Below are 25,489 nucleotides of genomic sequence, written 5' to 3'. Positions count from 1 at the left end.
GCCATAAATAATTATGAAAAATATGACTCAGACACAAGCCCTGGTACAACTACGACGAGTAAAACAAGGGTTTTCTCGCTATATCAATCAAAACTATACAGCTAAAGCAAAAGATTGTCGCACTTGTCAAACAGTTTGTTGTAAGGATTCAAGTTTTGTTAATGTTAACATCACTCGTTTAGAAGCCTTAGCCATCTGGCAAACCCTAAAAAATAGCTCGCGGGTTAATCAAGAAAAATTTCTAGAAATTATCAACCGAGCAAAAGAAAGCATTGAAACTTATAACTTAAGTGAGCTAGGAGATACTTTTAGCCAAACCTATAGCTGCCCTTTATTTGAAACTGGAATTGGTTGTTTAGTTCATTGGAAAGCTAAACCTGCTCCTTGTATTCAACTATGGATGTTATGAAGATTGGCAAGATCTGCCTGATACAAAGGCTTTTGCACAAGTAGAACGACGTGTAGAACAACTTAATAATCGTGTATATAACAACCAAGAACCATTAACTTATGCTACTATTCCTGTTTGGCTAGTAAAAATTGCTGAAGAAATACAATCAAAACTCAATAAATCTAATAATGAATCTAACAGTAATTCTATAGAAATAAACTTTGAACAGGATAAAAATGAGCCGGATTAATTGTATTGGCGCACTAGTAAAACCAAATATAAAAAATGCTTGGCAACTAGTTGCAGACATAAGCAAATGGTGTACTAAAAAGGGTGTTACTTTCCTAGTAGAAGAATCTACACGTAAATTTCTTAATCATAATCATTCTTTATCTTTAGTTTCTCGTGAGGAACTAGCCCAAAGATCAGAATTAATTATTGTTTTAGGTGGTGATGGAACAATGCTAGCAACTGCTAGGCTACTAGCTGGGCGATGTGTTCCTGTTATGGGGATTAATTTTGGGCTGCTTGGCTATTTGACAGAATTTTCAGTAGAAGAACTTTTTCCAATGCTTGAAAAAGTAATAAATAATGAATATCAAATAGAAAAACGAGTCCAACTAGATGCACAAGTAACCCGTAATGGTCAGCTTATAGCTAACGGTGTAGTGCTTAATGATGTAGTAGTAAATAAATCTGCATTAGCTAGAATGATAGATTTAGAATGTTGGGTGACAGGACAATTAATTACACGTTTTCGCGCTGATGGCCTTATTATTTCTACTCCTACTGGCTCAACTGCTTATTCTCTCTCAGCCGGGGGGCCTTTAATTCATCCTAGTATTCATGCAATGCTAATTACTCCAATTTGTCCACATACTTTAACTAATCGACCACTTGTAATTTCAGATGAAGAACCAATTGAATTAATTTTAATGACACCACGCGAGGAAGTAACTTTAACTTTAGATGGTCAGATAGGTTTTTCCTTAAAATATCAAGATCGTATTAGTGTTCGTAAAAATAAAAATTACTTCCACTTAATTCAATCACCAAATAAAAACTACTTTAGTATACTAAAGAGTAAGTTAAGCTGGGGCGGATGATCTAGTTAATTAAAATTAAAGGTGATAAAAACTAATCATAAATGACCATAAAAAAGCAAGTAAAGTATTAATATAATTTGCTTTAGCAGTTAGTTAGGTTAAATGGGTGACATTCTTCTTGACATATTGATCCATAGCGGATACTATACGCCCCAAGTTGTGTGACGCAGATTTTATTAGTAAAAGTATTGGTTTTTAGGTAGTTTGTTTTGTGCAGTACCGCTATCATAATCAAAAAAAGTAACTATAGCCGCCAGAGGAATTTAAACTCCTCCTTTGGCGGCTATTAGTTTGCTACTAAGGGTTTGATGGGGTTATTTGATACTAGACACGCCAAGCCTTCTTAACGCAAGTTTGTGGCACACGTAATATCAGAGGAGGAAAGCAGTTTTATGTCAAGAACCCAAGGAAAAGTAAAATGGTTCAATAATAGCAAAGGCTATGGTTTTATTGAACAACCTGGCGGCAGTGATGTATTTGTACATTACTCAGCAATCAAAGAAGATGGCTATAAATCCTTAAATGAAGGACAAATGGTCGAATTTGAGATTACACAAGGCCCAAAAGGACCTCAAGCAGAAAATGTTATTAAAATATAACTTCTGCTAGCGGTTACTGCTAAAAAAGCCCTGACACTACTACCGAAGTGTCAGGGCTTTTCTTATTTTTATATTATTTAAATATCTGTTTAAGTATTTCCTTTAGCCTTAAATTTTACTTGACCTTGATCAATTTCTACTGAAAAACTAATTGATGGACATTGAAGTTGGCTTTTAGTTTTGAGCTTTGAACTACAATAATTTTATGGAATTGCTCAAAGGAAAGTTTGTCTGTTGGCTCTCCACAAGCGCGTTTAGCATCAATCACACTATTATAAAGCGAAATAACTTTATCAACTTCTTGTTGTGGATCCTTACAAATAACAGTTGTTGCTCTAAATCCTGCTCTAGCCGTAGTAGCAGGAGGTGCTACAGTAGAACTAGAACCCCCGCTGGGACGTTCAGCAAAAGTGCCTGCTAATTTAGCATTAGGGTTTTGACCTTCCTCATAAGCTTGCATATTTCTACGCCATAGTTCACGAAAAGAAGTATAACGTGCTACTAGAGAGTTATAGCGAAAACGTTGTGAAAAACTCATATTACGATCATCACTAAAACGTTTGATTAGCGATTCTACACGATTTTTGGTATCATAAGGCGGTTTCTTTGCCCCACCATTAAAGAAGACATCAAACTCTATGCGTAATTTTCGCATATCATCTTCTAATCGGTCTAAGTATTCGTCTGTTGTCAAGGTTAACGTCCCCGGAAATTGGCTTTGAGTTTGTTTTTAGTGTAGCCCAAGTTATTTTAGTGTCAATGCTAAATAGGCTAGATAATTCTTAATATTTTTAGATAATTAAAGCAATTTAACAAGTCAAGAAAAGAAGTTTTTCAACAAAAATTAATAAAAATTTTAATGGGTATAAAATCTGAATTTACTGGTACAAAACGTTTTCAATTACAACGTCAACTTGGCTCTGGGGGCTTTGGCAGCGTTTATCAAGTCTTTGATCAAGAGCGTAAAACCATTGTAGCCTTAAAAACGCTTCATCAAACAGATGCAGAATCTCTTTATCGCTTTAAGCAAGAGTTTCGCACTCTAGCCGACATCCATCATCATAATTTAGTTTCTCTTTATGAACTAATGTCAGATGAAGATCAGTGGTTTTTTTACCATGGAGCTAGTTCAAGGGGTAAATTTTCTAGAATATCTTTGGAATAATAAAAAAGGTTTAGAGTCCATAGATTCTATTATTAATGCAAACACAGTACGTGTAGCAGATGGGGAAGAAATACTAACACAGAAAAACCCGTCAAACACATTACAGCAGGAAAAGACTTTAACCCAAAAGCAAATTAGTAGTCAGGACTTTAATATAATTAGCCAAAAGATTGCTAATGAATCTACAGACGTTCATTTTTTAGAGTTTTCTTTGGATGAAAGCCGCTTACGCTCGGCTTTACGACAGTTGGCAGAAGGCTTATTTGTTTTACACGAAGCAGGAAAGTTACACCGAGACTTAAAACCTTCTAATGTTTTGGTTACTCCACAGGGTCGAGTAGTTATTTTGGATTTAGGTTTGGCAGTTGAAATTGCTGGAAAAGGTATTCATGAAAGTATGAATATTGTTGGTACGCCAGCCTATATGTCACCTGAACAAGGCAGTAAATCATCTGTTTCCAAGGCTTCTGATTGGTATAGTGTAGGTGTAATTCTTTATGAAGCCTTAACAGGTCGGACTCCTTTTACAGGTTCTATTTTGGATATTTTAATTAAAAGACAAACTACAGACCCTATAGCACCATCGGAACTAGTAAAAAATGTACCTATAGACTTAAATCAGCTTTGTCAAGAACTTTTGTTCCGTGATCCGGCTTTGCGTCCAAGCGGTGATGAAGTTTTACGGCGTTTAGGCAAGGATGAGCAAAGCATTGCTATTGTTGCTAGCAGTGGAGCAAGAAACACCACTTTAAGCGGTAGACAAACGGAATTAGCTGCTTTAATGGATGCTTTTCAAACTGTGCAAGCTGGTAATGCAGTCACAGTTTATTTACCAGGTCGTGCGGGCATTGGTAAAACAGCTTTGATCAATTACTTTATTGATGAACTACAAAGTAAAGAACAAAATTTAGTAGTTTTACTTGGGCGTTGTTATGGTCAAGAAAATGTTCCTTATAAAGCTTTAGATAGTGTTATTGATGCTTTAAGCCAATACTTAAAACGCCTACCAACAACAGAAGTAGAAGCCTTGCTGCCTAGAGATATGGCTGTTTTAGCAAGGCTTTTTCCTGTATTAAAACCAGTTTTAGCTGCTACATCTATTCGTCAGAGACTAGTAGATATTCCTAATGTTCAAGAACTGCGCCGTCGAGCATTTTCAGCCCTAAGAGAGCTACTTGCACGCTTAGCCGATAAACGGGACTTAGTTATCTTTATTGATGATTTGCAATGGGGTGATGTTGACAGTGGAGTTTTACTTAGTGAACTGCTTCGTCCACCTGAAGCACCAGAAATGCTTTTAATTGCAAGCTATAGAATTGAAGATAAAGAAAATAGTTTACTTCTAAAACATCTTTTTAATGCTCAATTTATGGCTGCAACTGCTATTGATACACGAGAAATTGCTATTAAGGAATTATCTTTAAGCTCGGCCAAAGAGCTAGCCCTATCACTACTTAGCGATAAACAACCTAATACTAAAAAATTAGCAGAAATTATTGCAGAAGAATCTAAAGGTATTCCTTTATTGATTGATGAACTTGCTCGTTATTCTAGTATTGATGATGAACTAATAAGCAGTATTGGAGAAAATAGCCTTTCTGAAAGTGGATTTTCTTTAATTAAACGTGTAGTTAAACAAAGAGTTTTACAACTGCCAAAAGATGCTAAACGGCTTTTAGAATTAGTGGCAATTGCTGATCAACCTATAGAAAGGCAAATTGTTAAAAAGGCTGTAAAATTAGACTCTCACGAACAAGAAGCATTTTCTTTGCTTAGGGTAGGCCGCTTAATTAGAGTAATTAGCAATGAGTCAGGAGAAAAGCTAGTTCCTTATCATGAAGGTGTTAGAGAAAGTGTCATTTCCCAAATTAAAGATTTGGAACGAGTGGAATATCATAAGGATTTAGCAATGGCTCTAGAAACACCTAACGAGCTAGATGCTAAGAGTTTAGCGATTCATTTTAATGCTGCGGGAGAAGTAGAAAAAGCATTGTATTACACAATTGTTGCTGCTGAGGAAGCAACAAAAGCACTTGCCTTTGATAATGCTGCACGATTTTATAAAATGGCTTTGGGTCTAAATCCAAAGGAAAAAGAACAGCAACTGCAAGTTAAATTAGGAGATGCTTTAGCTAATGCTGGTCGTGGAGCCGAAGCAGCACAAGCATATTTAATTGCTGCTAAAACTGCTATAAGTAGCGATGCAATTGAGTTAGAAAGGCGTGCAGCAGAGCAATTTTTAATTAATGGTTATATTAAAGAAGGAATTTCTGTACTTCGTAAAGTTTTAGCAAAAGTAGATATAAAATTACCAGAAACCACTCAAGGAGCATTGCTTTCTTATTTATTTACACGTTTTCAAGTTTGGTTACGCGGACTAGGATTTAAGGAACGTGCCGAAAAAGAAGTAGATAGTAAAGAACTTTTAAGAATTGATGTTTGTTGGTCTGCAATTGTTGGACTAGCCTATGTTAACACCAAACGAGCAATAGATTTTCAAGCACGACATTTGCTTATGGCTCTTAATGCTGGCGAACCTTATCGCGTAGTTCGTGCATTAGCTCTAGAAATAGGACATTCAGCTACAGAAGGTTCTCGTAGTCAAGTATTTACTAACCAACTTTGTCATCAAGCTTTGGTATTAGCAAAAAAGATAAATCGGCCTCATACAACCGCGCTTTCAATACTTGAAACAGGTTTTGCTGCTTATATGCAGGGCAATTGGGCAAAATCTTATCAATTGTTTACTAAAGCAGAGCCTATTTTACAAGAACAATGTACCAATGTGACTTGGGAGATGGACACAGCACATTATTTTCTTGTTCGTACTCTGCTTTTTTTAGGCAAAATTACAGAGCTTACTCAACAACTTTCTACTTTCTTAAAAGATGCACAGGAGCGAGGAGATTTATTTGCTGCTACTAATTTGCGGATCTGGTCACATATGGTTTTTCTAGCGGCTGATGAGCCAGAAGAAGCAAGCAAGGAAATTAAAGCAGCAATGGCAAGTTGGGTAAGAAAAAGTTTTGACCTCCAACATTATTGGAGACTTTACACAGAAGTAGAAATAGATCTATATCAAAATAATTTTGAATCGGCTTGGCAACGTATCCAAAAAATTTGGCCTGCTTTAAGTAGCTCTTTTTTCCTTCGTACACAAATTATTGCAATTGAATCTTTTCATTTTCGCGCACGAACAGCTTTAGCACTAGCAACACAAGCACAAAATAGCCAACAAGACCCCAACAAATATTTAACAATAGCTCAAAAGGATGCAAAAAGAATTTATAAAGAAAAAGCCTCTTGGGGAAATGCTTTGGCTAGTTTAATTCTTGCTTCAATTGCTGATATTCGTGGGCAGAAAGAGCAGGCTATTAATTATTTGCTAGATGCTGAAGTTGGTTTTGAAACTACACAAATGGAGCTTTATTTAGCCGTTTGTTGGTATCGTCGTAGCCAATTAATTGACACATCAGAAAAAGAAGCCTTGCAAAAAAGAGCAATGGATTGGTTTGCAAAAGAAAAATTTGTTGCCCCAGAAAAAATTATTAATGTGTCTGCTCCCGGAAAATGGAAGGGTTCTAATTAACTACAGAGTTATGCTGCGCTATCATACGTAAGGTTGAAGCCCTGCACTACAAATATGCCGCCTCGCTGGGGCTTAAGATTTAAGAATATAAGACTACTTAGTTTACGCTGTATTAACTTAAATTTGGCAGGTATTATAATTTTTAATACACAGTTAAAGTTGCAAAGCAGTGAAAGAGTTTTTCTTGGTGCTGAAAAACTCTTTCGCCCCTTGGTAATTTTTAGGCTACCTAATATTTAGCTTAAAGGCACCTGATACTAATCCCCGTTCTTTGACTAAAATAATATTATCGCCACTACGTAAATTTAATACAGCTAGGCTACCATTTAATACTAAATTACCTTTCTTAGCCTTAAATTTGGCTGTTGATTGGATGGCTTGCCCATTAATTTCTACTGTTGTATTTGCAGATATGCCACTAGCAAAAATATTTAGGTTTTGGCTAGTAGAATTATATTTAACATCCAAAATGCTTGGTTTAGCTAAAAGGGCAAAAACATTATTGCTTTCATCTGAACCAATGTTATTTTGGTTGTCACGAGCAACAATTTTTATTTTAGCTTGCTCACTTTGAAGGGTTTTTAGGTCTAAAATAAATTCTTGAATATTTCCTGCTAAGCCGCTATTTAGAGTTCTATAGCTTACACCGCCATCAAGAGATATTTGTATATCTTGAGAAGTGACAGCTAAGTTGTCTGAAACTTGCCACGTAATTTTAACAGGCTCACTATTAGCAATTACTTCGCCACCATTAGGAGAAACTACTGTTACTTTAGGTGCTACAGTGTCCTTACCATTAATAATAAAGTTAGCATCAGAAACATCGCTACCAGCTAAATTAGCAGTATCTATAGCAGTTACTCTAATTCTTGCTTGTGTGGATTGAATTGTATCTGGTAGCTTAAATGTAAAACTATTAGTATTAGCTGGTAGGCCATCAGCTATAGTAGTAGAAAAACTAGTTCCACCATCTAAAGAAAGGCTAATGCTTTGTGACTGTATGGCTACATTGTCTGAAACTTGCCAGTTGATTTGTAAATTTTCACCTGCATTAATATTCTCTGTGCCATTAGGAGAAATTACTCTAACTGTTGGAGCCGTAACATCACGTCTAGTAATATTTAAGTTGGCAGTTGTGTCTTGTCCAACGTTATCTTGTTCATCTTTAACAGTTATACGGACACGAGCAGTAGTAATTTCTAAATCTGGAACTTGCCAAATAAAGTTTTGTGTTGCAGCACTTAAGCCAGTAGCAATAATTGTGTCAAAGCTTTGTCCACCATTAGTAGATAACTGTAATTCATGACTTGCTACTTTAAGGTTATCTGAACTAGTCCAAGTAATATTAAATCTGCCACTAGCTTGCAGATTATCACCTCCCAAAGGACTAAGCAGTTTTACTTGTGGGTTAGTGTTGTCTTTTGGAACTATAGAGAAGGATTTGTCTGAGGTATCATTTCCAATATTTCCAACAGAATCTTTAGCAACAACTTGGATTCGGGCATCACTAGCAACTAAATCTGCTGGAACTTGCCAAATAAAGCTTTGAGTACGACCCGGTATACCACTAAAAATGCTACGAAAAGTCTTGCCACCATCTAAAGAAACATTAACGTCATGGCTTTGTAACATGCCATTATCCGTAGAAGTCCATGTAATTAAGTAAGGGGAGCCTGCAAGAATTTGCTCACCTCCATTAGGATTATTTACTTTAACTGTTGGAGGAGTGGTTTCTCTCTCAATTTGAAAAGCAATATCAGTTGTGTCATCGGCTCTATTGCCAGCATGGACAACAGCTATGACTTTAATGCTTGCATTAGATGAAAATAGCTCTGGTGGTAAAGCATAATCAAATTCCTGAGTTGTGCCATTAAGTAGTTTAGCTACTTCAATTGGGAAAGTTTGACCACCATCTAAGGACATAAGAATATCATGTTTAGCAATAGTGTTATTGTCCTTTGAATCCCAGCTAATAGTAATAATTGCGCCTGCTGGAACAACATCACCACCACTTGGGCCTTTAACAACTATTTGAGGTGGAGTAGTGTCTGAGACACCTTGAAACGCTATGGAACTATCTACTTTACGTCTATTATTGGTTATTGAGGAAAATTGACTAATCCAGGCTTTACGCAAGTTGTTAACTTGTTCTATTGTTTGGTCTTTAGGTTCTTTTCCAGGAGGGGCAATTAAAACAAACGCAATTTTTAAGTTTCCGCTTTCTTGGCTTGGGATACGAGGGCCTTCTACTTTAGTCACATCAGCTAAAGTAACATTTTTACGAGTACCTGTTACAGTAAGAGTAGGAAAATCAGGTGGAGCTAAAGGAGGTAGTCCACGATTTTCTAATAGACTAATATCTAAAGGGTTAACTCCATCTAAAGTTAGTTGTGGATCTATATTTGTGGGGCTACTAACAATAAAAGCATTACCAACACCAGAGCTTAACCCCATTGCATAAAGATCAAAATCATTATAACGAGAAGTAGCACCATTGATGCGGAAATTACCATTACCTAAATCTTGGTAAGAATTTCCTTCTAATTGAGAAGAGCCAGAGTTAAAAAAGAAACTCCAATGAGCAAGTTGACGACCTAAAAGCTCATCACCAGTTAGACCGTTATCATCAAAATCTAAGAAAGCTGACCATGTATGTCCCATTTCATGGCTAAGAACATCTACAGCCGAATTAGTAAAAAAGAAACTTTCATTAAAATTATTAGGATACTGTGAAATTAAATTTAAATTACAGAATGCACGTAGTCGCCCCTTACTACCATAAGCACTTGGGCCGCCGTTAAAAACACCTGTTGAACGTCCAATTCCTCCAACTTGATTTTGTATTGGAGCATTATAAGCTACTGCTCCAGCAGCAAATGGAAAACCATAATCTGGGTCTAAAAACGTTACAATAATGTCATAATCATCCCCATGACGCTGATAGAAACGTTTTGTTATCTCCCTGCCAAAACCTGTTAGATTTTGCTCAAAAAAACTAGTAAAACTACCATCATCATGTAAAACAGCAAGATCATTTATTTCATAATCTGGTTCTGTACCAGGAACGCTTGTTGCTAGAGGTTGAATAGATGAGAGAGTTAAAAAGCTTCTACGGGTTTCTTCTGCTAATTTATTTAGATCAATTGTTTTAAGTTCTTTGTTAGTTCTTACTGTAGCAACATTATTGGTGACAGAAAAATCATAGAAATTTTGATTTGCTTCTAATTTTCCAATTAAGTCCCAGCTTTGACTATTATCAATACTTTTATAAACACGGTTTTCAAGTAAATGTGAATGTATAGGGAAATTAACCAAGGTATAGATACTTTGAGATTCTTTATCAAAGCTAATAAAAGGTGGAATAACTCTATGGCTAAATGCACCTGGCAGATTTAATTTAGCTGTTTGCCAGTTTTCTCCTCCATTAAAACTTAAATAAAGTCCATCAGAATCAGTTGCTGCAAAAAGCAAGTTTGGGTTATCTGGAGATATAGACAAGCGTTTAACTACGGCAAAAGGATTTACTCCAATTGATGGAGGCAACCCTTTATTGCTTGCTTGCCAAGATTTTCCACTATCAATTGAACGAAATACCCCATGACGATCTGTTCCAATATAAATTGTTTTATCTGCCTGTGTAACTTCAATTGCTAATGGGACTAGACCTTTGGCTAAGCCTTCATTGGAAAGATACCAGTTTTTTCCACCATCAGTAGAAATTTTGATTCCTTCCCTTGTTCCTATAATTAAATTTTCATTAATAACTTTAACAGCAAAAGTTTCTTCTCCTAGCAATTGCTTCCATTTTTGCCCGTCAAAAGTTAATAATCCTAGGTTTGTTGCACAGAGGAGTGAACCATCTACAATAGCAAAATTATGTAATTTATCTGCTGGTGTTTTGTAAATGGCTTGTTGTGCTTGAGTTAGTGTTAATTTTGTATTATCTAGTCGTGCAGTTTGTGGATTAGGATAAGCTACTAGTAAGAGTAAAATTAATAAGGAAAATAACACTATCCGTTTTGCAAAAGAAATGGATAATTTATTATTAAGCATAATTCCTCAGCTTATATTACTTGACTTTAATTTAAATTGGTGAAGGTAAATAAGTAGAATTTTAGAGTAATAAAGGTTTTGGAGCAACAAAGTTTTTCCCAAGCGGGAAAATAAGTTTCTACTATTGCAGATTAATTATTTAATAATATAATCAAGCTATAACTCGAATAAATACTTATAATAGCGGATTTTAACATGAAAAAATTAGTTTTTAGTACTTTATTATTTTTAATATTAAACATAAGTGTTTTAGCTCAAGAATCAAAACCTTCTAATTCAACTTCTATAAATAGTGAAGCTAATAATGCTCAAACTCAAAAGAAAGGATAAATCAATTGGAGGGAGAAGTTTTTTGGTTAGGATTACTAGCAGCAATGGGTTTTATTTTACCTGTACCATTAGGTTTTTATCATATATATCGCACTAGGGAACTTTTATCGCAAATTGGAGAAATGCAGGTAAAATTTAATGAACAAAACAATAAATTGACTCAGATAAACCCATTAATAGAAACAAATAGACAGTTAGAAGAACAGCTAAAACAAGTTCAAGAAAATTTTCAAGTAGCAATAAAAAGTAACCATGAAAAACATCAAGAAGCTATCGAGAGGCTAAAAACAGAAATGCACTTTTTAGAACTAGAAAACAAGCGTATTTCTGGAGTATTAATGCTAAAAGAGCAAGTAGCAAAACGCTCCTCTCCAGGTAGCTAAAAAATAACAAAATACCTTTTTTGCCCCGCCATTTTATTTAACAAAAGCACGTTCACTTTCTAATATTGCAAGTAAATTAAGTACTAATTGAGAGCTTTTAACTACTTTACTTACTTGGCTAGCAAATGCGCCAATTAACAATTCATCTTGTTTACTAAATGTTCCATCTTTTTTGTTTAGAACTTGCAATACACCTATAACTCTATTTGTTTCATCAAGTAGAGGAGCGCAAAGGACTGTTCGAGTGTAATAACCTGTTCTAGCATCAATATCTTGGTTAAAACGAGGATCTTTATAGGCATCAGCAATATTAACCATTTCGCTAGTATTAACAACATGTCCAGCAATTCCAACTCCTAAAGGGAAACGTATTTCACTAATACCTGCACCTTCAGCAACTTTTGACCAAATTTCTTGTCTATCATAATCAACCATAAATAAAGTGCTACGGTCTGCGTTCATTACTTGGGTAGTTTTCTTCATCAATGCTTGTAATAGATTATCTATTCCAAGACCTGTAGAAAGAGCCTTCATAATTAAAAGCAGTGGATTACTTACCAAAGGAGGTGCGCCAATACCAGGAGCAACGTTTTTAATTGCCATTGATGCTTGTGTAGCAAAAGCCTGGAAAAGATACTCATCATCAGGAGTAAAACGGCCTTCATTTTTGTTTAATGCTTGTAGAACACCAAAAATAGTTCCAGTAGAATCTCTTAAAGGAGTTACAATAATATTTTTAGCATGATAGGCAGGTTTTTCATCTATTTCAGGTTTGAAATTTGCATCTCTTGTTGTGTCAGCAACACTTAGCGTGCGTCCGCTAGTGGCTGCAATTCCCACTACACCTAGATTACGCAAGAATTTCATATTTTTCTGACCTTGATCATCTACTATTTGAGCGCATAATTGTTTGGTTTCAGGGTCAAGTAAAAACAACATACTCCGGTCAGCATTAAGTAGTTGTGCTGCTTTTTCCATAATTAAATCTAGCCGTCTTTCTGAATCTACTTCAGCAGATAGTGTTCTAACAGTATCTAATAGAAAATAAAGCAGTTGTATTTTTTTGTTTATTGTTGTTAATTGTTCAAATTCGTTTGTTATAGGTGTGTTTTCGTCAGTAGACTGTGCTTCAGGAGATTCTTGTTCGTTAATGAATGAATCTAAGATATTAGTTAATTTACTAATACGATTTAATTCTGTTTCTAAACGCTGTTTTTCCCAAATAATTTGGTTATACCATGCCTTAAAATCAAAATTATTATTTTTATTCATTAAAAAATCTCCTTGTAAAATTACTTACTTTAAGATGTGACTAAGAATAAATGCTGGTTTTAAAAGCCAATAATAAGGCTTTGCTTTGCAAAAATGCAATCTATCAAGATAGGTCTTTGGCAACTATTTATTTAACTACAACCAAAAATTTTTTCGCTAGTGGTTAAAAATTGAGAATTAACACTTCTAGCTTGTTTTAACTCATTTAAGTGTGCTGTTTCATTAAAAGATACTAATCTCCAACGCTCTTTTTCTATCATTTCATAACAACTTATAGAACAATTAGAGATTTTATAGGAAAGACGAAAAGTTTCTGTTGGTGCAATCCCTAAAATATAATGATTAATATGAAAAATAACTCCCCCATGTACAACTAATAAAATATTTCCTCCAATATGATTAGAAATTATTTTATTAAAAGCTTTAATTACTCGATCTCGCAGCATTCCATGAGATTCACCATTTGGGATTACTACATTTAAGTCCCGACGGGAAATAGCTGTAAACTCTTCAGGGTATTCTTTTTCTACTTCTATAAAACTTTTACCTTGAAAAATACCTAAATTTATTTCTCTTAAATCTGGTGTAGTTGTTATATCTAACTTATGAAATTTAGCTATAAATTTAGCTGTTAAATAAGCTCGTTTTAAGTCGCTAGAATAAATAGCCGTAAATTGTTCATCAGCCAAAGCTTGTGCTGTTAGTTCTGCTTGCTTATGACCTAGTTCTGATAAATCTACATCAGTTTGTCCTGTAAAACATTCTTTAGCATTACCTGTAGATTGAGCATGTCTAACTAAAGTTATTTTTGTCACCATATTTTTAATCTTTTTTAATTTTTATCTGAAGTTGTTTCAAACTGCAAAGTAGTATGATTTATCTGAAAATTATCTTTTAATATAGTATTTATTTTTAGTAATAAATCTTGACAATTGCTTAAATTCATATCATTAACTCGAATATGACAACTAAGCGCGGTTACTTGTGATGCAATAGCCCAAATATGAATATGATGAACAGCTTGAACACCTGGAACAGTTTCAATTGCTTTGCTAACATTATCTACACTTATTCCTTTTGGTGTTCCTTCTAATAATAAATGAACAGTTTCTTGTAAAATATCCCAGGAAGTCCATAAAATTAAAGCACTTATCCCAAGACTAATAATTGGGTCAATAACCATATAACCAGTGTAATAAATAGCAATACTACCAATAATAATCCCAACTGTACTTGCAGCATCTCCTAACATATGAATATAGGCACTACGGATTGTAATATCGTGCTGGCTATCTTTATGTAGAGCTAAACCAATACCAATATTTATAATTAGTCCAACAATTGCTACCCAAAACATTGTATGTGTTTCTACTTGACGAGGGTTAAACAAGCGTTCTACAGATTCATAACAAAGAAATGCAACTATTACCATTAAGCTAGAAGAATTAATAAAGGCAGCTAAAATACCTGCCCGATTGTAGCCATAGGTTTTTGACAAGCTAACAGGGCGTTTTTGTAACCAAATAGAAAATAATGCAATAATCAAAGATAATGCGTCAGTAAAATTATGAATAGCATCAGACACTAGCGCAATACTATTAGTATAAAGCCCTGCTGCTACTTGAATTACTACAAATAACACAGTAACAAAAGTAGAAATTTTAAGTTTTAGGTTAACTTTTTCAAGATCTAAGCCGTGATGATGTCCTAAATGGCTATGATGTGAATGATCGTCAGAATGAGTATGTTTAGTAGAGTTATTACAATTAGTTTGCTCTAAGTTATAACAGTCGTGAGTAATATGAGAGACTGAACAAATGGATTGTTTAACTTCTGACATCTATGTTACTCCTTACCCGACTTAGTATAGCTTTAACATTAAGGTTTTTTCCACCTCTCAAGCCAAACTAAGACAGGTAAGGCTAAAATACCTAAAATCTATCTAATATTTAGCATTAGAGTTGCCATTCTAGTCCGACCATTATCATCCCTACCAACAAAAGTTATTTGTTGAGTGCCTCGCGGAGCGCGGCGTTTAACCTTAAAGCTAAAACTAACGCTTGCCCCAGAAGTGCTTTGCATAGTCGGAGTTAACAAAATTTTACGAATGTTATTAGATGTTGTTATTGTAACGTTTCCAGCAAAATTACCTGTTCGGTTTACATTAATATTGACTGTTGTAGTTTGTCTACGATTTACATCAATTTGAGAAGGGTTAACACTAATAGAAAAATCTGGGTTTGGAGCAGGCATTTGAACCATCAACATAACTCTAGTTGTGCGAACAAGGTCGTCTGATCTTCCAGTAATGGTAATAACGAAATTACTAGCAGGAGTGTTAGCATCAGTATTAATTGTTAAAGTTGTACTTTGACCAGCAATTATTGTGGTTTCCGCAAAACTACTAGTTAAATTACTGGCAGATGGTGTTAAGTTGACAGATAAATTAATAGGACGGTTAAAGTCATTTATTGACCTAGAGTTAACAGTAAAACTAGTTGCACTACCAGCAAAAATATTTTGTGTACTAGGAGTAACACTTAAAGAAAAATCTGGGACTGGTGGGCCAAGTGGCTCAAGAATTTTTGCAATAAATGCGTCTGCTGTTCCTGCTGATACTGATTGCAAAGCGTTAACAACAGGAAAATCTGTAGAAATAGATGTTCCTGCTAAATAAGTTGTGCCTAAAGTGTCAACTGTAATTCCAAGGCTATCATCTTGTCCTGCTCCACCTAAGTAAGTAGAATAAAGTAAGTTATTACCAACAGAATTTATTTTAGTTAGAAAAACATCATTATTACCTTTATTTTTATCTTGAACAGGTCTTAGCATAGGAAAGTTAGTTGAAAAAGTAGTTCCGCTAACATAAATGTTTCCTGATGGATCAAGAGCAATAGAACTAGCATTATCTGTAAGTGTTCCACCTAAATAAGTTGAAAAGATCAATTCCTTACCATTTGCAGTTATTTTAGTAATAAATGCGTCTCCACCTCCAGCATTTGCTATTTGTAAAGCATCTTTAATAGGAAAATTACTTGATGCTGTTGAGCCAGTAATATAAGCATTTCCATCTAAATCAACAGCAATATCAATAGCAGAATCATTTCCAGTTCCTCCTAAATAACTAGAATAAATAACATCACCAGATGGGTTTAATTTGCTAATAAAAGCATCTTGTCCGCCAGCTAAATTAGCTTGCACACCGTCTTTAACCGGAAAATTAGGGGAAAATGTGTCTCCAGTAATATAAGCATTATCTTGAGAGTCAATAGCAATACTTGAGGCTTCGTCTTCATCATTACCACCTAGGAAACGAGAATAAATAACGGCTGTTCCTTGTCGGTTTAGCTCAGTGACAAAGCCATCTGTAATGCCATTTAAGACACCTTCTGTAACTCCTGGGAAGTTGCGCGAAGCAGTGCTACCAGTAACAAAAACATTGCCTTGTTGATTAACTGCCAAGGAAAATCCTTGGTCATCATCATTGCCACCTAGATAAGTTGAATAAACTAACTCACTACCAGAAGCATTTATTTTAGTAACAAATGCGTCAAAAACTCCGCCGCCTTTTTGGGCTTGTAATGCTGATTTGGTTGGAAAATTAGAGGAAATTGTTAGACCAGTTATATAAATATTATTAGATGAATCTACTGCAATATCAAAAGCTTGATCAATACTGCTACCACCTAGATAAGTAGTATAAACTAAGCTACTACCATCAGCACTTAGTTTAGCAATAAAAATATCTAGCGGGCCTCCACCAGGACTAGCTTGTAGAGGTTTTACTAAAGGAAAGTTATTTGAACTAGTTGTTCCAACAATATAGCTATTTCCTTCTCTATCAACAGCAATCGCGCTGGCTTGGTCGGTTAGCTGTCCGCCCAAGTAAGTAGAAAATGAAATTTCTGGGTCAATAACTAATGGAAAATCCTGGTTATATTCTGCTAGTGAAAATCCAATTGTGTTGTCATTATGTTTTTTATAACTACCATTAATAGCGATTTGACGGCCTTCTATTTCTTGGTAAATAAAAGGCTTATGCTGACGGACTAAGCCGCTTTTTGTTTCAATTAGTAAATCACCTTGTTTATCTATTTCAATAGATGTTTGGTGAGAGTTATTAAGCTCTTGAAAGCGGAGTTTTACTAAACCAGGGTCAACTTTTGGAGCAACTACTAAGTCATACTCTAAGTTTTTTTCTTTCCCATAAAATACTAAGTCAATCCCTGGATAGAGTTCTTTATAAACGACTTCTTTATAATTATTAACAGACTTTTGCCAATTATTTTCATTATCTCCTAATAAATAATTGGTTTTAGTGGTTAGTTTATTTTTTCCAATAAGTTGAGTATTGCTATTTGCTCCAAGAAATTCTAGTTCTAGGCTCTCAAATTCTTTAGCATTTGTTAGTAAAATAGCTTTGCTGCTTGTTAGCAAAAGGTTGTAGTCCTTGCCATGAGAGATAAATTTCACTTCCTTATCTGCTTGACCTAAATTTTCTTCAAAACTTATTGGTAATGGGGCTTTTAAGGAAGTTTTAGCAGAAATGTTATTAGTTATGTTTTTATAATTGTTAGTTAAATAATAGCTAAATGAACTTAATATTAATGTTAGGACAACTAGCTTTATAGCTTGATAAATTAATAACTGGCGAACCATAGAAACTCCTAAACAGTTGAAGGATTTTGATTAAAACAGAAAATTTCTGATAAGATAGCTCAAAAAAATTTGCCTCTAAAGAAAGATAAACTCATGACAGCTTATTTACAGTGTATAAGTGAAAATTGTCGGGAAAAATTCCCAATTACTAGCAAAATCTATCATTGTCAGCATTGTGGCGATTTATTAGACGCTAATTATGATTTTACAGGGCTAGATGATCCTCACAGCTTAAAAGAGCTTTTTTTCGCGCTCGTCGTTCTTCTTTAATACCAATGGATCAAAGCGGGGTTTGGCGATTTCGTGAACTAATTCCATTTTTAGCCGACCAACGCCATATAGTTACTTTATTTGAGGGCAATACGCCGCTTTACACTGCCCCAAAAAGTGCTAAATATGCAAATTTACACAGTCTAATATTTAAGCATCAAGGCTTAAATCCTACTGGCTCGTTTAAGGATAACGGGATGACTACAGGCGTTGCACAAGCTCATGCTTTGGGTGCAAAGGCTGTTGCCTGTGCTAGTACAGGCAATACTTCTGCGTCAATGGCCGCTTATGCAGCAAGAGCAGGGATGCTAGCAGCCGTTTTTATTCCTAGCGGACAAATTGCTTTTGGAAAACTTTCTCAAAGCTTGGATTATGGAGCTAAAACACTACAAATTGATGGCGATTTTGACGCAGCAATGCAGTTAGTTTTAGAACTTAGTCAGGAAAGTGACCTTTATTTACTTAATTCTGTTAATCCTTTTCGTTTAGAAGGACAAAAAACTATTGCTTTTGAACTTTTAGAGCAATGCGGCTGGCAAGTTCCAGATAGAATTGTTATTCCAGGTGGAAATTTAGGTAATAGTTCTGCTATTGGTAAAGGTTTTGCCGAAGCCTTACAGATTAGGACTAATTGATAAAATGCCAAAAATGCACATTATTCAAGCTGAAGGAGCAAATCCACTAGCGCAAATGTGGCAAAAAGGCGAGCGAGAAAAATTAATTCCTGTTGAAAAGGCTGACACTCTAGCTACAGCAATTAAAATTGGTCGTCCAGTGTCATGGAAAAAAGCTTTACGTGCTTTAGATTGGTGCCAGGGCGGAGGCTGTCATCAAGTTTCTGAAACGGAAATTGCTGATGCTAAAGCTGTTATTGGAAGTGATGGAATAGGCTGCGAACCTGCTTCAGCCGTGACATTAGCAGGGATTCGCCAGCTAGTTGAAGATGGTGTAATAGATAAATATGAAAGAGTAGTAGCAATTTTAACTGGAAACTTGCTTAAAGATCCTGATTACACGGTTAATTATCATCTAGATTCGCTTTGTAAATATTCAAAAACTAAAACAGAAGTAACTTACTAAGAAAATAGAATCCCAGCAGCTTTTGCTAATCGTCCAATAATGGTTGCAAATGAAAAAGAAGCTATAAAAAAAGTTTTAGGCTTATAGTTTTTAGAGGTTAAGAGCATGGAAATTACTAAATTAGATAAAATAATTGCCAATTGTATTATAAAAAATGACAAAGGTAAGTCTTGTGCAGGGCATTTGAAGGAATATTTAACAGCACCAGAAAGCTTAAAAAAGCAACTGCCTGCTAAACAAGGGCTTTATCGTTGTAGGCGTTGTTTAACACTCTATGCAATGCCTAAACAAGATCACCTAAAAGCAGGAAAAACACCTGTTATTTTACCTCCTCAAACTTTTTGATAAGCCATGAGTCTGGTAGTTTTTGCTGCTAGATTTTTAATAGGGGAATTTTCCGAGAAATAAATATATTTTGGTAGACTAAAAAAATTTTTGGATTAAAATTGTTTGCCTAGTTATCTAAAACTACTCAAACTCACAACTTTTTTATCACCTAAAATTTTTGAATTACCATTTTCATTATAACCAAGTCAGACAAGCCGAGAGGCATTTAGCAGAAAGGCAGGAAAAGAAAATAATATGCAAAAAAGAACCAAAAAATCATCCGCTAAATCTACAGATGTTGTTACTAATGTAACTGAAGTTGAAACTGTTGAAACTGAACCGTCAGCAGAAACAGTAGTAGAAGCAGCCGTTATTGTTGATAGCCCTACAGAAGCATCATCAGAAGAAGTTATTGCTGAAGTAGTAGCTGAAGGCCCTGTTTCTGAAAATAGTGATGCTGCACCAGTTGGGCCAAGAACATTATCAATAGATATTGGCGGTAGTGGCGTTAAAATGATGGTGCTTGATGAAAATGGTGTACCGCTAACAGAACGCGCTCGACGTGATACCCCACAACCTGCTAAACCTCAACCAATTGTAGATGTAATTATAGAACTAGCTAACGCTCAACCAGTAAGTTTTGACCGTATTTCAGTTGGTTTTCCTGGTGTTGTTCATGATGGAGTTGTTTATACAGCACCTAATCTAGATCCAGACTGGCGCGGTTATGATTTGGCTGGAACTTTAGCTCAAGTATTAGGCAAACCTGCTAGAGTTGCTAATGATGCCGATGTTCAAGGCTATGGAGCAATTGAAGGTAGAGGTGTTGAATTAGTCCTTACACTTGGCACAGGTCTTGGATCAGCACTTTTTGTTGATGGTCGCTTAGTTCCCAATTTAGAGCTAGCACATCATCCTTTCCGTAAAGATTGCACCTATGAAGAACAATTAGGCCGCATAGCATTAGATAAAGCAGGCAAGAAGAAATGGAATAAACGAGTCAAAACTGCTATTGAACTTTTAGCAAGAATCATCAATTACCGCGCGCTTTATATTGGTGGTGGTAATGCTAAGAAACTAGAAGGTGACTTACCTACAAATGTAAAAACTGTTAGTAATGAAGCTGGCATTTTAGGCGGTATCGCGCTATGGCGATATTAAGTTAAAAGCAAAAAGAGTTTTTCAATAAACTTATAAAAATAGCAGCTAGAAATTTCTGGCTGCTATTTTTTATTTGTTCAAAACAAATTTCCAAAAGCATTAAAAAATAAAGTAAACTACTTTGCTTTTTCCTGTGTTCCAACAGAGAAAGCTTATCTAGTTGCAGGTAAAAATAAGCAAAGAGGGTAAACCCAAAGTGCGTTATGAGTTTTTTATTGCCTTACGCTACTTGCGGGCAAAACGTCGTCAAGCCGTTTTGTCTGTGATTACATTAATTTCTATGCTAGGGATTATGGTTGGTGTTTGGGCATTAGTTATAGTTTTATCTTTTCAAAGTGGAATGGAACAAGACCTACAAAATAAAATTCTTGGAGGTACTGCACACCTTAATTTGCTTCGTGAAGATGAAAGCGCGTTTAATAATCCAGATGAACTAATTAGTAAGGTTGTAGAAGTTTCAGGTGTTAAGGCTGCTGCTGCTACGCTTTATACAGGAGTTTACTTAAATGGCGCAATAGATTCACGGGGTGCGATTGTTAAAGCTGTAGACCTAACAGCTAAAAATGAAGCTAATGAAATTTTCCAAACCATTACACAAGGCTCAATTGATGGCCTAAAATCTAATGAAACCGGCGAAGAAGGCATTATTTTAGGCGCAGAACTAGCAACAGATTTAGGTGTAAAACTAGGTGAAACTATTACTATTATTTCATCCGAAGGACGGCTTACACCAGCCGGATTAGCTCCTCGTCAAAAAGTTTTTACTATAGTTGGAATTTTTAAGTCAGGTCTCTATGAATATGATTCCAATTGGGGCTATATCTCGCTAGATGCAATGAAAGAACTGATTTCTAACCAACAACCTACCCAGGTTATTCAAATAAAATTAACAGATATTTATCAAGTAAAAGAAATTGCTGCTCAAATTTTAGCTAGTGTTGGCCCAGGCTATAAAACCAAAGATTGGCAACAACTTAATCAACCTGTTTTTGCTGCTCTAAATTTACAACGACTAGGCTTTTTAGTTGGAATTGGCTTGATTATATTAGTTGCAGCCTTAAATATCATCACTACTTTAATAATGATGGTAGTAGAAAAAAACCGAGATATCGCTATTCTAATGAGTATGGGAGCAACTCGACGAAGTATTTTAATAATTTTTATCCTTCAAGGTTTAATTATTGGCATTGTAGGTATGACAGTAGGTATTATTGCAGGTGTTTTGGCTAGCCATTTTGCCAATCAATATCAATTAATCCAACTTGACCCAAAAATTTACTCAATTTCTTATCTTCCTTTTTAATACTCGTTTGCTAGATGTAATTCTAGTTGCTACAATTACACTTGTAATAAGCTTTTTAGCAACTATTTATCCTGCTTGGAAAGCTTCGCAGTTAGTACCTGTTGAAAGTTTGCGTTATGAATAATAACAAAAACACTTTTTAATAAGTATTAACTAAGAATTAACATTTAGGTATTTTAATTTTTGATGAGTGCTGAACAAATAAAAAATTCAAAAGATTCAAAAAGTGTTTTACTCTATACTAAGGCACTTGCCAAAACTTACCAACTTGGTAAAAATAAAGTTGCTATCTTTGAGAACTTAACTCTAGAAATTAAGTATGGTGAAATGATTGCAATTGTTGGCCCTTCTGGAACAGGTAAATCTACCTTGCTACATTTGCTAGGAGGTTTAGATAAACCAACTGAAGGATCTGTATTTATGGATGGGTTTGACATTTGTAAACTCTCTGATGTAGACTTGGCTAAAGTGAGAAATAAAGACATAGGTTTTGTCTTTCAGTTTCATCACTTACTACCGGAGTTTTCAGCAGTTGAAAATACTATGATGCCGCTTTTAGTTGGGGCCTGACACAAAAGGAAAGCTTTCAACTTGCTAGTAGTATATTAAAACAGGTTGGTTTGGGAACTAGACTAGAACATCGCCCTGGCGAGCTATCTGGCGGTGAAGCAGCTAGAGTTGCTTTAGCAAGGGCATTAGTAACAAAACCTAAGTTGCTTTTGGCTGATGAACCTAGTGGAAATTTAGATAGTCGTACAGGCGAGGAAATTCATCAGTTACTTAAACAAATGCACAGCGAATGTTCACTAACTTCTGTTATAGTTACCCATAATGAACGTCTAGCAGCTATTTGCTCACGGGTATTGCATTTAGAAGATGGACGTTTACGTTCGTAAATAGCAGTTCTTTTTAAGTTAATTAAATAAGATTAAAACCCTTATTTAGATCCGTTCATTCCCGTGACATAAAGCTCAAGCTTAAGACACGGCATTAAACTAAGGCGAAAGATAGGCATGTTTGAAAGATATACAGAAAAAGCTCGTCGGGTTATCTTTTTTGCTCGCTATGAAGCGAGTCAGTTTGGTGCCCCAGCAATTGAAGCTGAACATATACTTTTAGGCTTAATGCGTGAAGATAAAGGTCTTACCAATAGATTTTTCCGCCACTCTCAAGCCTCTATAGAATCTATTCGTAAGGAAATTGAAGGCCGTACAATTTTGCGAGAAAAAGTTTCTACCTCTGTAGATTTACCTCTTTCTCCTGAAGCAAAACGAGTTTTGGCCTATGCTGCTGAAGAATCTGAACGCTTACAGCACCGTCATATTGGCACAGAGCATTTATTATTAGGTTTGTTACGGGAAGAGAAAAGTGTAGCCGCAGAAATACTACATGAAAGAGGCTTACGCCTTAACGCTATTCGAGATGAGTTAACACGCTCTAGTAGCAATGAGCGTCATGCTGCTCAAAAGAAAGAAACTCCTCATTTAGCTGAATTTAGCCGAGATTTAACCGAAGCAGCCCTACAAGGTCAGTTAGATCCATTAGTTGGACGTGCTAATGAAATTGAAAGAGTTGTACAAATCTTGTGCCGTCGAACTAAAAATAATCCTGTGTTAATTGGTGAACCTGGGGTTGGTAAAACCGCTATTGTTGAAGGGTTAGCACAGCGCATTATGTCGGGCGATGTTCCTTCATTTTTAGCCGATAAAAGAATTTTGGCTCTAGACCTTTCTTTAGTTGTTGCAGGTACTAAATATCGTGGACAATTTGAAGAACGCTTAAAAACTATTATGCGTGAACTTGTAGAAAATCCACAATATATAGTATTTATTGATGAGCTACATACTTTAGTTGGTGCAGGCTCGGCTGAAGGTTCACTAGATGCTGCTAATATCTTAAAACCTGCTCTTTCTCGTGGTGAAATTCAATGTATTGGAGCAACTACTCCGGCAGAATTTCGTAAGTCAATAGAAAAGGATCGTTCCTTAGAACGTCGTTTTCAAGCTGTAAAAGTCCCTGCACCAGATGAAAAAGAAGCTGTAGGTGTTTTAGAAGGTGTAAAAGAACGCTATGAATCTTTCCATAAAGTTCGCTATGAGCAAGATGCAATAGAAGCAGCCGTATATCAATCAAACCGTTATATTCCAGACCGATTTTTACCAGATAAAGCAATTGACATTATTGATGAAGCAGGTGCAAGGGTAAAACTTCGTTACTCACAAAATGCTAATTCTTATGAGTTAGTTAGAACTGCGCGTTCTTATAATAACCGATCTTTTTATGAGCAAGAAATAAATGAATTTGATTCCCGCCATGTAGTTACTAAAGATGACATAGAAGATGTTATTGCTCGTTGGACAGGCATTCCAGTTTCTTCACTTAAAGAAGAAGAAATGCAAAAACTTCTTAGAATTGAAGCAGAACTTCATAAAAGGATTGTTTCTCAGAAAAAAGCTATTTCCGCAGTAGCAAGAGCAATTCGGCGTAGTCGCGCAGGACTAAAAAGTCCTTTTCGTCCTGTAGGTAGCTTTTTATTTTTAGGCCCAACCGGTGTTGGTAAAACCGAAGTTGCACGCTCGTTAGCTGAATTTCTTTTTGCTAGTGAACGGGCAATGATTCGTTTTGATATGTCTGAATTTATGGAAAAACACTCGGTTTCTAAGCTTATAGGCTCGCCTCCCGGTTATGTTGGACACGAAGAAGGCGGACAACTTACGGAAAGGATTAAACGTAATCCTTATTCGGTACTTTTATTTGATGAAATAGAAAAAGCTCATCCTGATGTCTTTAATATCCTATTACAAGTTTTTGAAGATGGGCAACTCTCTGATTCTATTGGGAATACAATAGATTTCAAAAATACAATCATTATTATGACTTCTAATATTGGAGCGCGTTTTATCCAAAAACGTGGTCATATGGGTTTTCAAGCTTCTACAGAAACTCAAAATGAAAAAATAGAAGAAGAAGTAATGGGAGCAGTCCGCCAAACCTTTAATCCAGAGTTTATTAACCGTTTAGATGAAATTATTGTATTTGATCCACTAACAGAAGATGATTTAATGCAAGTAGTAGGTATGCTTTTAGGACAAATGAACAAAACTTTAGAGCGAAAACGATTAGCAGTAAATATTACTGATGATGCTAAACGTTGGTTATTGCAAAAAACTTGTTCAGATCGTTCTTATGGTGCGCGTCCTCTTAGACGAGCCTTACAACGCTATGTTGAAGATCCGCTTTCTGAAGCAGTAATTCAAGGCCGATTTAGTGAAGGTTCAAATATAGAAATTTATTTAGAAAATGCAGAACTTCAATATCGCTTAGTAGATGTAGAGGAAACCGATCCTTTACTAACACACTAAAAACTAAGCTAAATAATTAAATAATGATAAAAAGGGCGCGTTTCGCGCTCTTTTCTATTTGAACTATTACTTTTGATTTTAGGTTTAAGCAAGATGAGAGAAGCTATTAAATGATGATTAAAATATTAAGTGAAAACTCTAAATTCTTAAATTTATAAACTATTCCAGTAAATTATTGCTAGGATAGTAAAATAAAAGCGTGTTTGACAAGCTAGGGAAAATAGCAACATTTACATTATTAGTAGTCTTTAGCATCTGTGCCTTGCTTTTCCTATTTTGTCCAACTAAAATCTTTTAATTTGAGAGTTTTATCCTATCTTAGGCAAGTTAAGATTCAGATTATTTTGTTAGAATAAACTCTATATCACAAAATAAACTCTAGTATTATTAACAAAATTGCTTATTAAACTTAATATTTAATATCCTCTACGGGGGCTTT

The 25,489-nt window shown here is 35.3% G+C and carries 17 protein-coding genes and 2 pseudogenes; 13 read left to right on the top strand and 6 right to left on the bottom strand.

Translation table 11 applies throughout. The annotated features are described in order from the left end of the window. Positions 1 to 13: 13 nt before the first annotated feature. From IPK14_22285 to IPK14_22275, 3 genes are all read left to right on the top strand, one after another. Positions 14 to 409: a hypothetical protein gene (locus IPK14_22285; protein ID MBK7995999.1), complete on the top strand. Its 396-nt coding sequence runs from the start codon at positions 14 to 16 to the stop codon at positions 407 to 409. A gap of 218 nt (positions 410 to 627) precedes the next feature. Beyond that, positions 628 to 1,497, top strand: a complete 870-nt coding sequence (locus IPK14_22280) for an NAD(+)/NADH kinase (protein ID MBK7995998.1) — start codon at positions 628 to 630, stop codon at positions 1,495 to 1,497. A gap of 392 nt (positions 1,498 to 1,889) precedes the next feature. Next, on the top strand, positions 1,890 to 2,096 hold the full coding sequence (locus IPK14_22275) for a cold shock domain-containing protein (GenBank protein ID MBK7995997.1): 207 nt from the start codon (positions 1,890 to 1,892) through the stop codon (positions 2,094 to 2,096). Positions 2,097 to 2,232: 136 nt separating this feature from the next. Here IPK14_22275 and IPK14_22270 read toward each other — a convergent pair whose 3' ends face one another. Further along, positions 2,233 to 2,790 carry a hypothetical protein gene (locus tag IPK14_22270; GenBank protein ID MBK7995996.1) on the bottom strand — a complete coding sequence of 186 codons (558 nt, stop codon included), beginning with the start codon at positions 2,788 to 2,790 and terminating at the stop codon, positions 2,233 to 2,235. Positions 2,791 to 2,955: 165 nt separating this feature from the next. Between IPK14_22270 and IPK14_22265 the strand changes: the two genes are divergently transcribed. Continuing rightward, positions 2,956 to 3,261 carry a protein kinase gene (locus IPK14_22265; GenBank protein MBK7995995.1) on the top strand — a complete coding sequence of 102 codons (306 nt, stop codon included), beginning with the start codon at positions 2,956 to 2,958 and terminating at the stop codon, positions 3,259 to 3,261. Next, positions 3,215 to 6,850 carry an AAA family ATPase gene (locus IPK14_22260; protein ID MBK7995994.1) on the top strand — a complete coding sequence of 1,212 codons (3,636 nt, stop codon included), beginning with the start codon at positions 3,215 to 3,217 and terminating at the stop codon, positions 6,848 to 6,850. Before IPK14_22265 ends, IPK14_22260 begins: the two co-directional genes overlap by 47 nt. Before the next feature lie 225 nt (positions 6,851 to 7,075). Here IPK14_22260 and IPK14_22255 read toward each other — a convergent pair whose 3' ends face one another. Continuing rightward, positions 7,076 to 10,903 (bottom strand): hypothetical protein, encoded by a 3,828-nt coding sequence (locus IPK14_22255; protein MBK7995993.1) that lies wholly within the window; start codon positions 10,901 to 10,903, stop codon positions 7,076 to 7,078. 335 nt (positions 10,904 to 11,238) lie between these two features. Here IPK14_22255 and IPK14_22250 point away from each other — a divergent pair, with 335 nt between their 5' ends. Further along, positions 11,239 to 11,616 (top strand): hypothetical protein, encoded by a 378-nt coding sequence (locus IPK14_22250; GenBank protein ID MBK7995992.1) that lies wholly within the window; start codon positions 11,239 to 11,241, stop codon positions 11,614 to 11,616. 33 nt (positions 11,617 to 11,649) lie between these two features. On the opposite strand, the gene IPK14_22245 is transcribed toward IPK14_22250, so the two are convergent. From IPK14_22245 to IPK14_22230, 4 genes are all read right to left on the bottom strand, one after another. Further along, positions 11,650 to 12,888, bottom strand: coding sequence for a GAF domain-containing protein (locus IPK14_22245; protein MBK7995991.1), 1,239 nt, complete (start codon positions 12,886 to 12,888; stop codon positions 11,650 to 11,652). Between the two features lie 131 nt (positions 12,889 to 13,019). Further along, positions 13,020 to 13,706, bottom strand: coding sequence for a histidine phosphatase family protein (locus IPK14_22240; GenBank protein MBK7995990.1), 687 nt, complete (start codon positions 13,704 to 13,706; stop codon positions 13,020 to 13,022). 14 nt (positions 13,707 to 13,720) lie between these two features. Then, positions 13,721 to 14,728 carry a cation transporter gene (locus tag IPK14_22235; GenBank protein ID MBK7995989.1) on the bottom strand — a complete coding sequence of 336 codons (1,008 nt, stop codon included), beginning with the start codon at positions 14,726 to 14,728 and terminating at the stop codon, positions 13,721 to 13,723. Between the two features lie 98 nt (positions 14,729 to 14,826). After that, on the bottom strand, positions 14,827 to 17,547 hold the full coding sequence (locus tag IPK14_22230) for an SBBP repeat-containing protein (protein MBK7995988.1): 2,721 nt from the start codon (positions 17,545 to 17,547) through the stop codon (positions 14,827 to 14,829). Between the two features lie 93 nt (positions 17,548 to 17,640). On the opposite strand from IPK14_22230, the gene IPK14_22225 reads away from it, so the two are divergent. From IPK14_22225 to IPK14_22195, 7 genes and pseudogenes are all read left to right on the top strand, one after another. Next, positions 17,641 to 17,817, top strand: coding sequence for a hypothetical protein (locus IPK14_22225; protein MBK7995987.1), 177 nt, complete (start codon positions 17,641 to 17,643; stop codon positions 17,815 to 17,817). Between the two features lie 5 nt (positions 17,818 to 17,822). Beyond that, positions 17,823 to 18,897, top strand: a pseudogene (locus IPK14_22220) (threonine synthase). 105 nt (positions 18,898 to 19,002) lie between these two features. Next, positions 19,003 to 19,242, top strand: coding sequence for a hypothetical protein (locus IPK14_22215; GenBank protein ID MBK7995986.1), 240 nt, complete (start codon positions 19,003 to 19,005; stop codon positions 19,240 to 19,242). Positions 19,243 to 19,479: 237 nt separating this feature from the next. Continuing rightward, positions 19,480 to 20,385, top strand: coding sequence for an ROK family protein (locus tag IPK14_22210; protein MBK7995985.1), 906 nt, complete (start codon positions 19,480 to 19,482; stop codon positions 20,383 to 20,385). Positions 20,386 to 20,581: 196 nt separating this feature from the next. Beyond that, positions 20,582 to 21,688, top strand: a complete 1,107-nt coding sequence (locus tag IPK14_22205) for an ABC transporter permease (GenBank protein MBK7995984.1) — start codon at positions 20,582 to 20,584, stop codon at positions 21,686 to 21,688. Positions 21,689 to 21,874: 186 nt separating this feature from the next. After that, positions 21,875 to 22,584, top strand: a pseudogene (locus tag IPK14_22200) (ABC transporter ATP-binding protein). 117 nt (positions 22,585 to 22,701) lie between these two features. Next, entirely contained in the window at positions 22,702 to 25,050 is a 2,349-nt protein-coding gene (locus tag IPK14_22195) for an ATP-dependent Clp protease ATP-binding subunit (protein MBK7995983.1), read from the top strand. Positions 25,051 to 25,489: the final 439 nt, after the last annotated feature.

The sequence above is a fragment of the Blastocatellia bacterium genome, assembly GCA_016713405.1.
Classification (GTDB): Bacteria; Acidobacteriota; Blastocatellia; order Chloracidobacteriales; family JADJPF01; genus JADJPF01.
This window is presented reverse-complemented; position numbering and strand designations above follow the sequence as displayed.

Coding starts and splice junctions, on each gene's coding strand:
- IPK14_22285 (MBK7995999.1), top strand. CDS start 14: ATGAAAAATATGACTCAGACACAAGCCCTGGTACAACTACGACGAGTA.
- IPK14_22280 (MBK7995998.1), top strand. CDS start 628: ATGAGCCGGATTAATTGTATTGGCGCACTAGTAAAACCAAATATAAAA.
- IPK14_22275 (MBK7995997.1), top strand. CDS start 1,890: ATGTCAAGAACCCAAGGAAAAGTAAAATGGTTCAATAATAGCAAAGGC.
- IPK14_22265 (MBK7995995.1), top strand. CDS start 2,956: ATGGGTATAAAATCTGAATTTACTGGTACAAAACGTTTTCAATTACAA.
- IPK14_22260 (MBK7995994.1), top strand. CDS start 3,215: ATGGAGCTAGTTCAAGGGGTAAATTTTCTAGAATATCTTTGGAATAAT.
- IPK14_22255 (MBK7995993.1), bottom strand. CDS start 10,903: ATGCTTAATAATAAATTATCCATTTCTTTTGCAAAACGGATAGTGTTA.
- IPK14_22245 (MBK7995991.1), bottom strand. CDS start 12,888: ATGAATAAAAATAATAATTTTGATTTTAAGGCATGGTATAACCAAATT.
- IPK14_22240 (MBK7995990.1), bottom strand. CDS start 13,706: ATGGTGACAAAAATAACTTTAGTTAGACATGCTCAATCTACAGGTAAT.
- IPK14_22235 (MBK7995989.1), bottom strand. CDS start 14,728: ATGTCAGAAGTTAAACAATCCATTTGTTCAGTCTCTCATATTACTCAC.
- IPK14_22230 (MBK7995988.1), bottom strand. CDS start 17,547: ATGGTTCGCCAGTTATTAATTTATCAAGCTATAAAGCTAGTTGTCCTA.
- IPK14_22225 (MBK7995987.1), top strand. CDS start 17,641: ATGACAGCTTATTTACAGTGTATAAGTGAAAATTGTCGGGAAAAATTC.
- IPK14_22215 (MBK7995986.1), top strand. CDS start 19,003: ATGGAAATTACTAAATTAGATAAAATAATTGCCAATTGTATTATAAAA.
- IPK14_22210 (MBK7995985.1), top strand. CDS start 19,480: ATGCAAAAAAGAACCAAAAAATCATCCGCTAAATCTACAGATGTTGTT.
- IPK14_22195 (MBK7995983.1), top strand. CDS start 22,702: ATGTTTGAAAGATATACAGAAAAAGCTCGTCGGGTTATCTTTTTTGCT.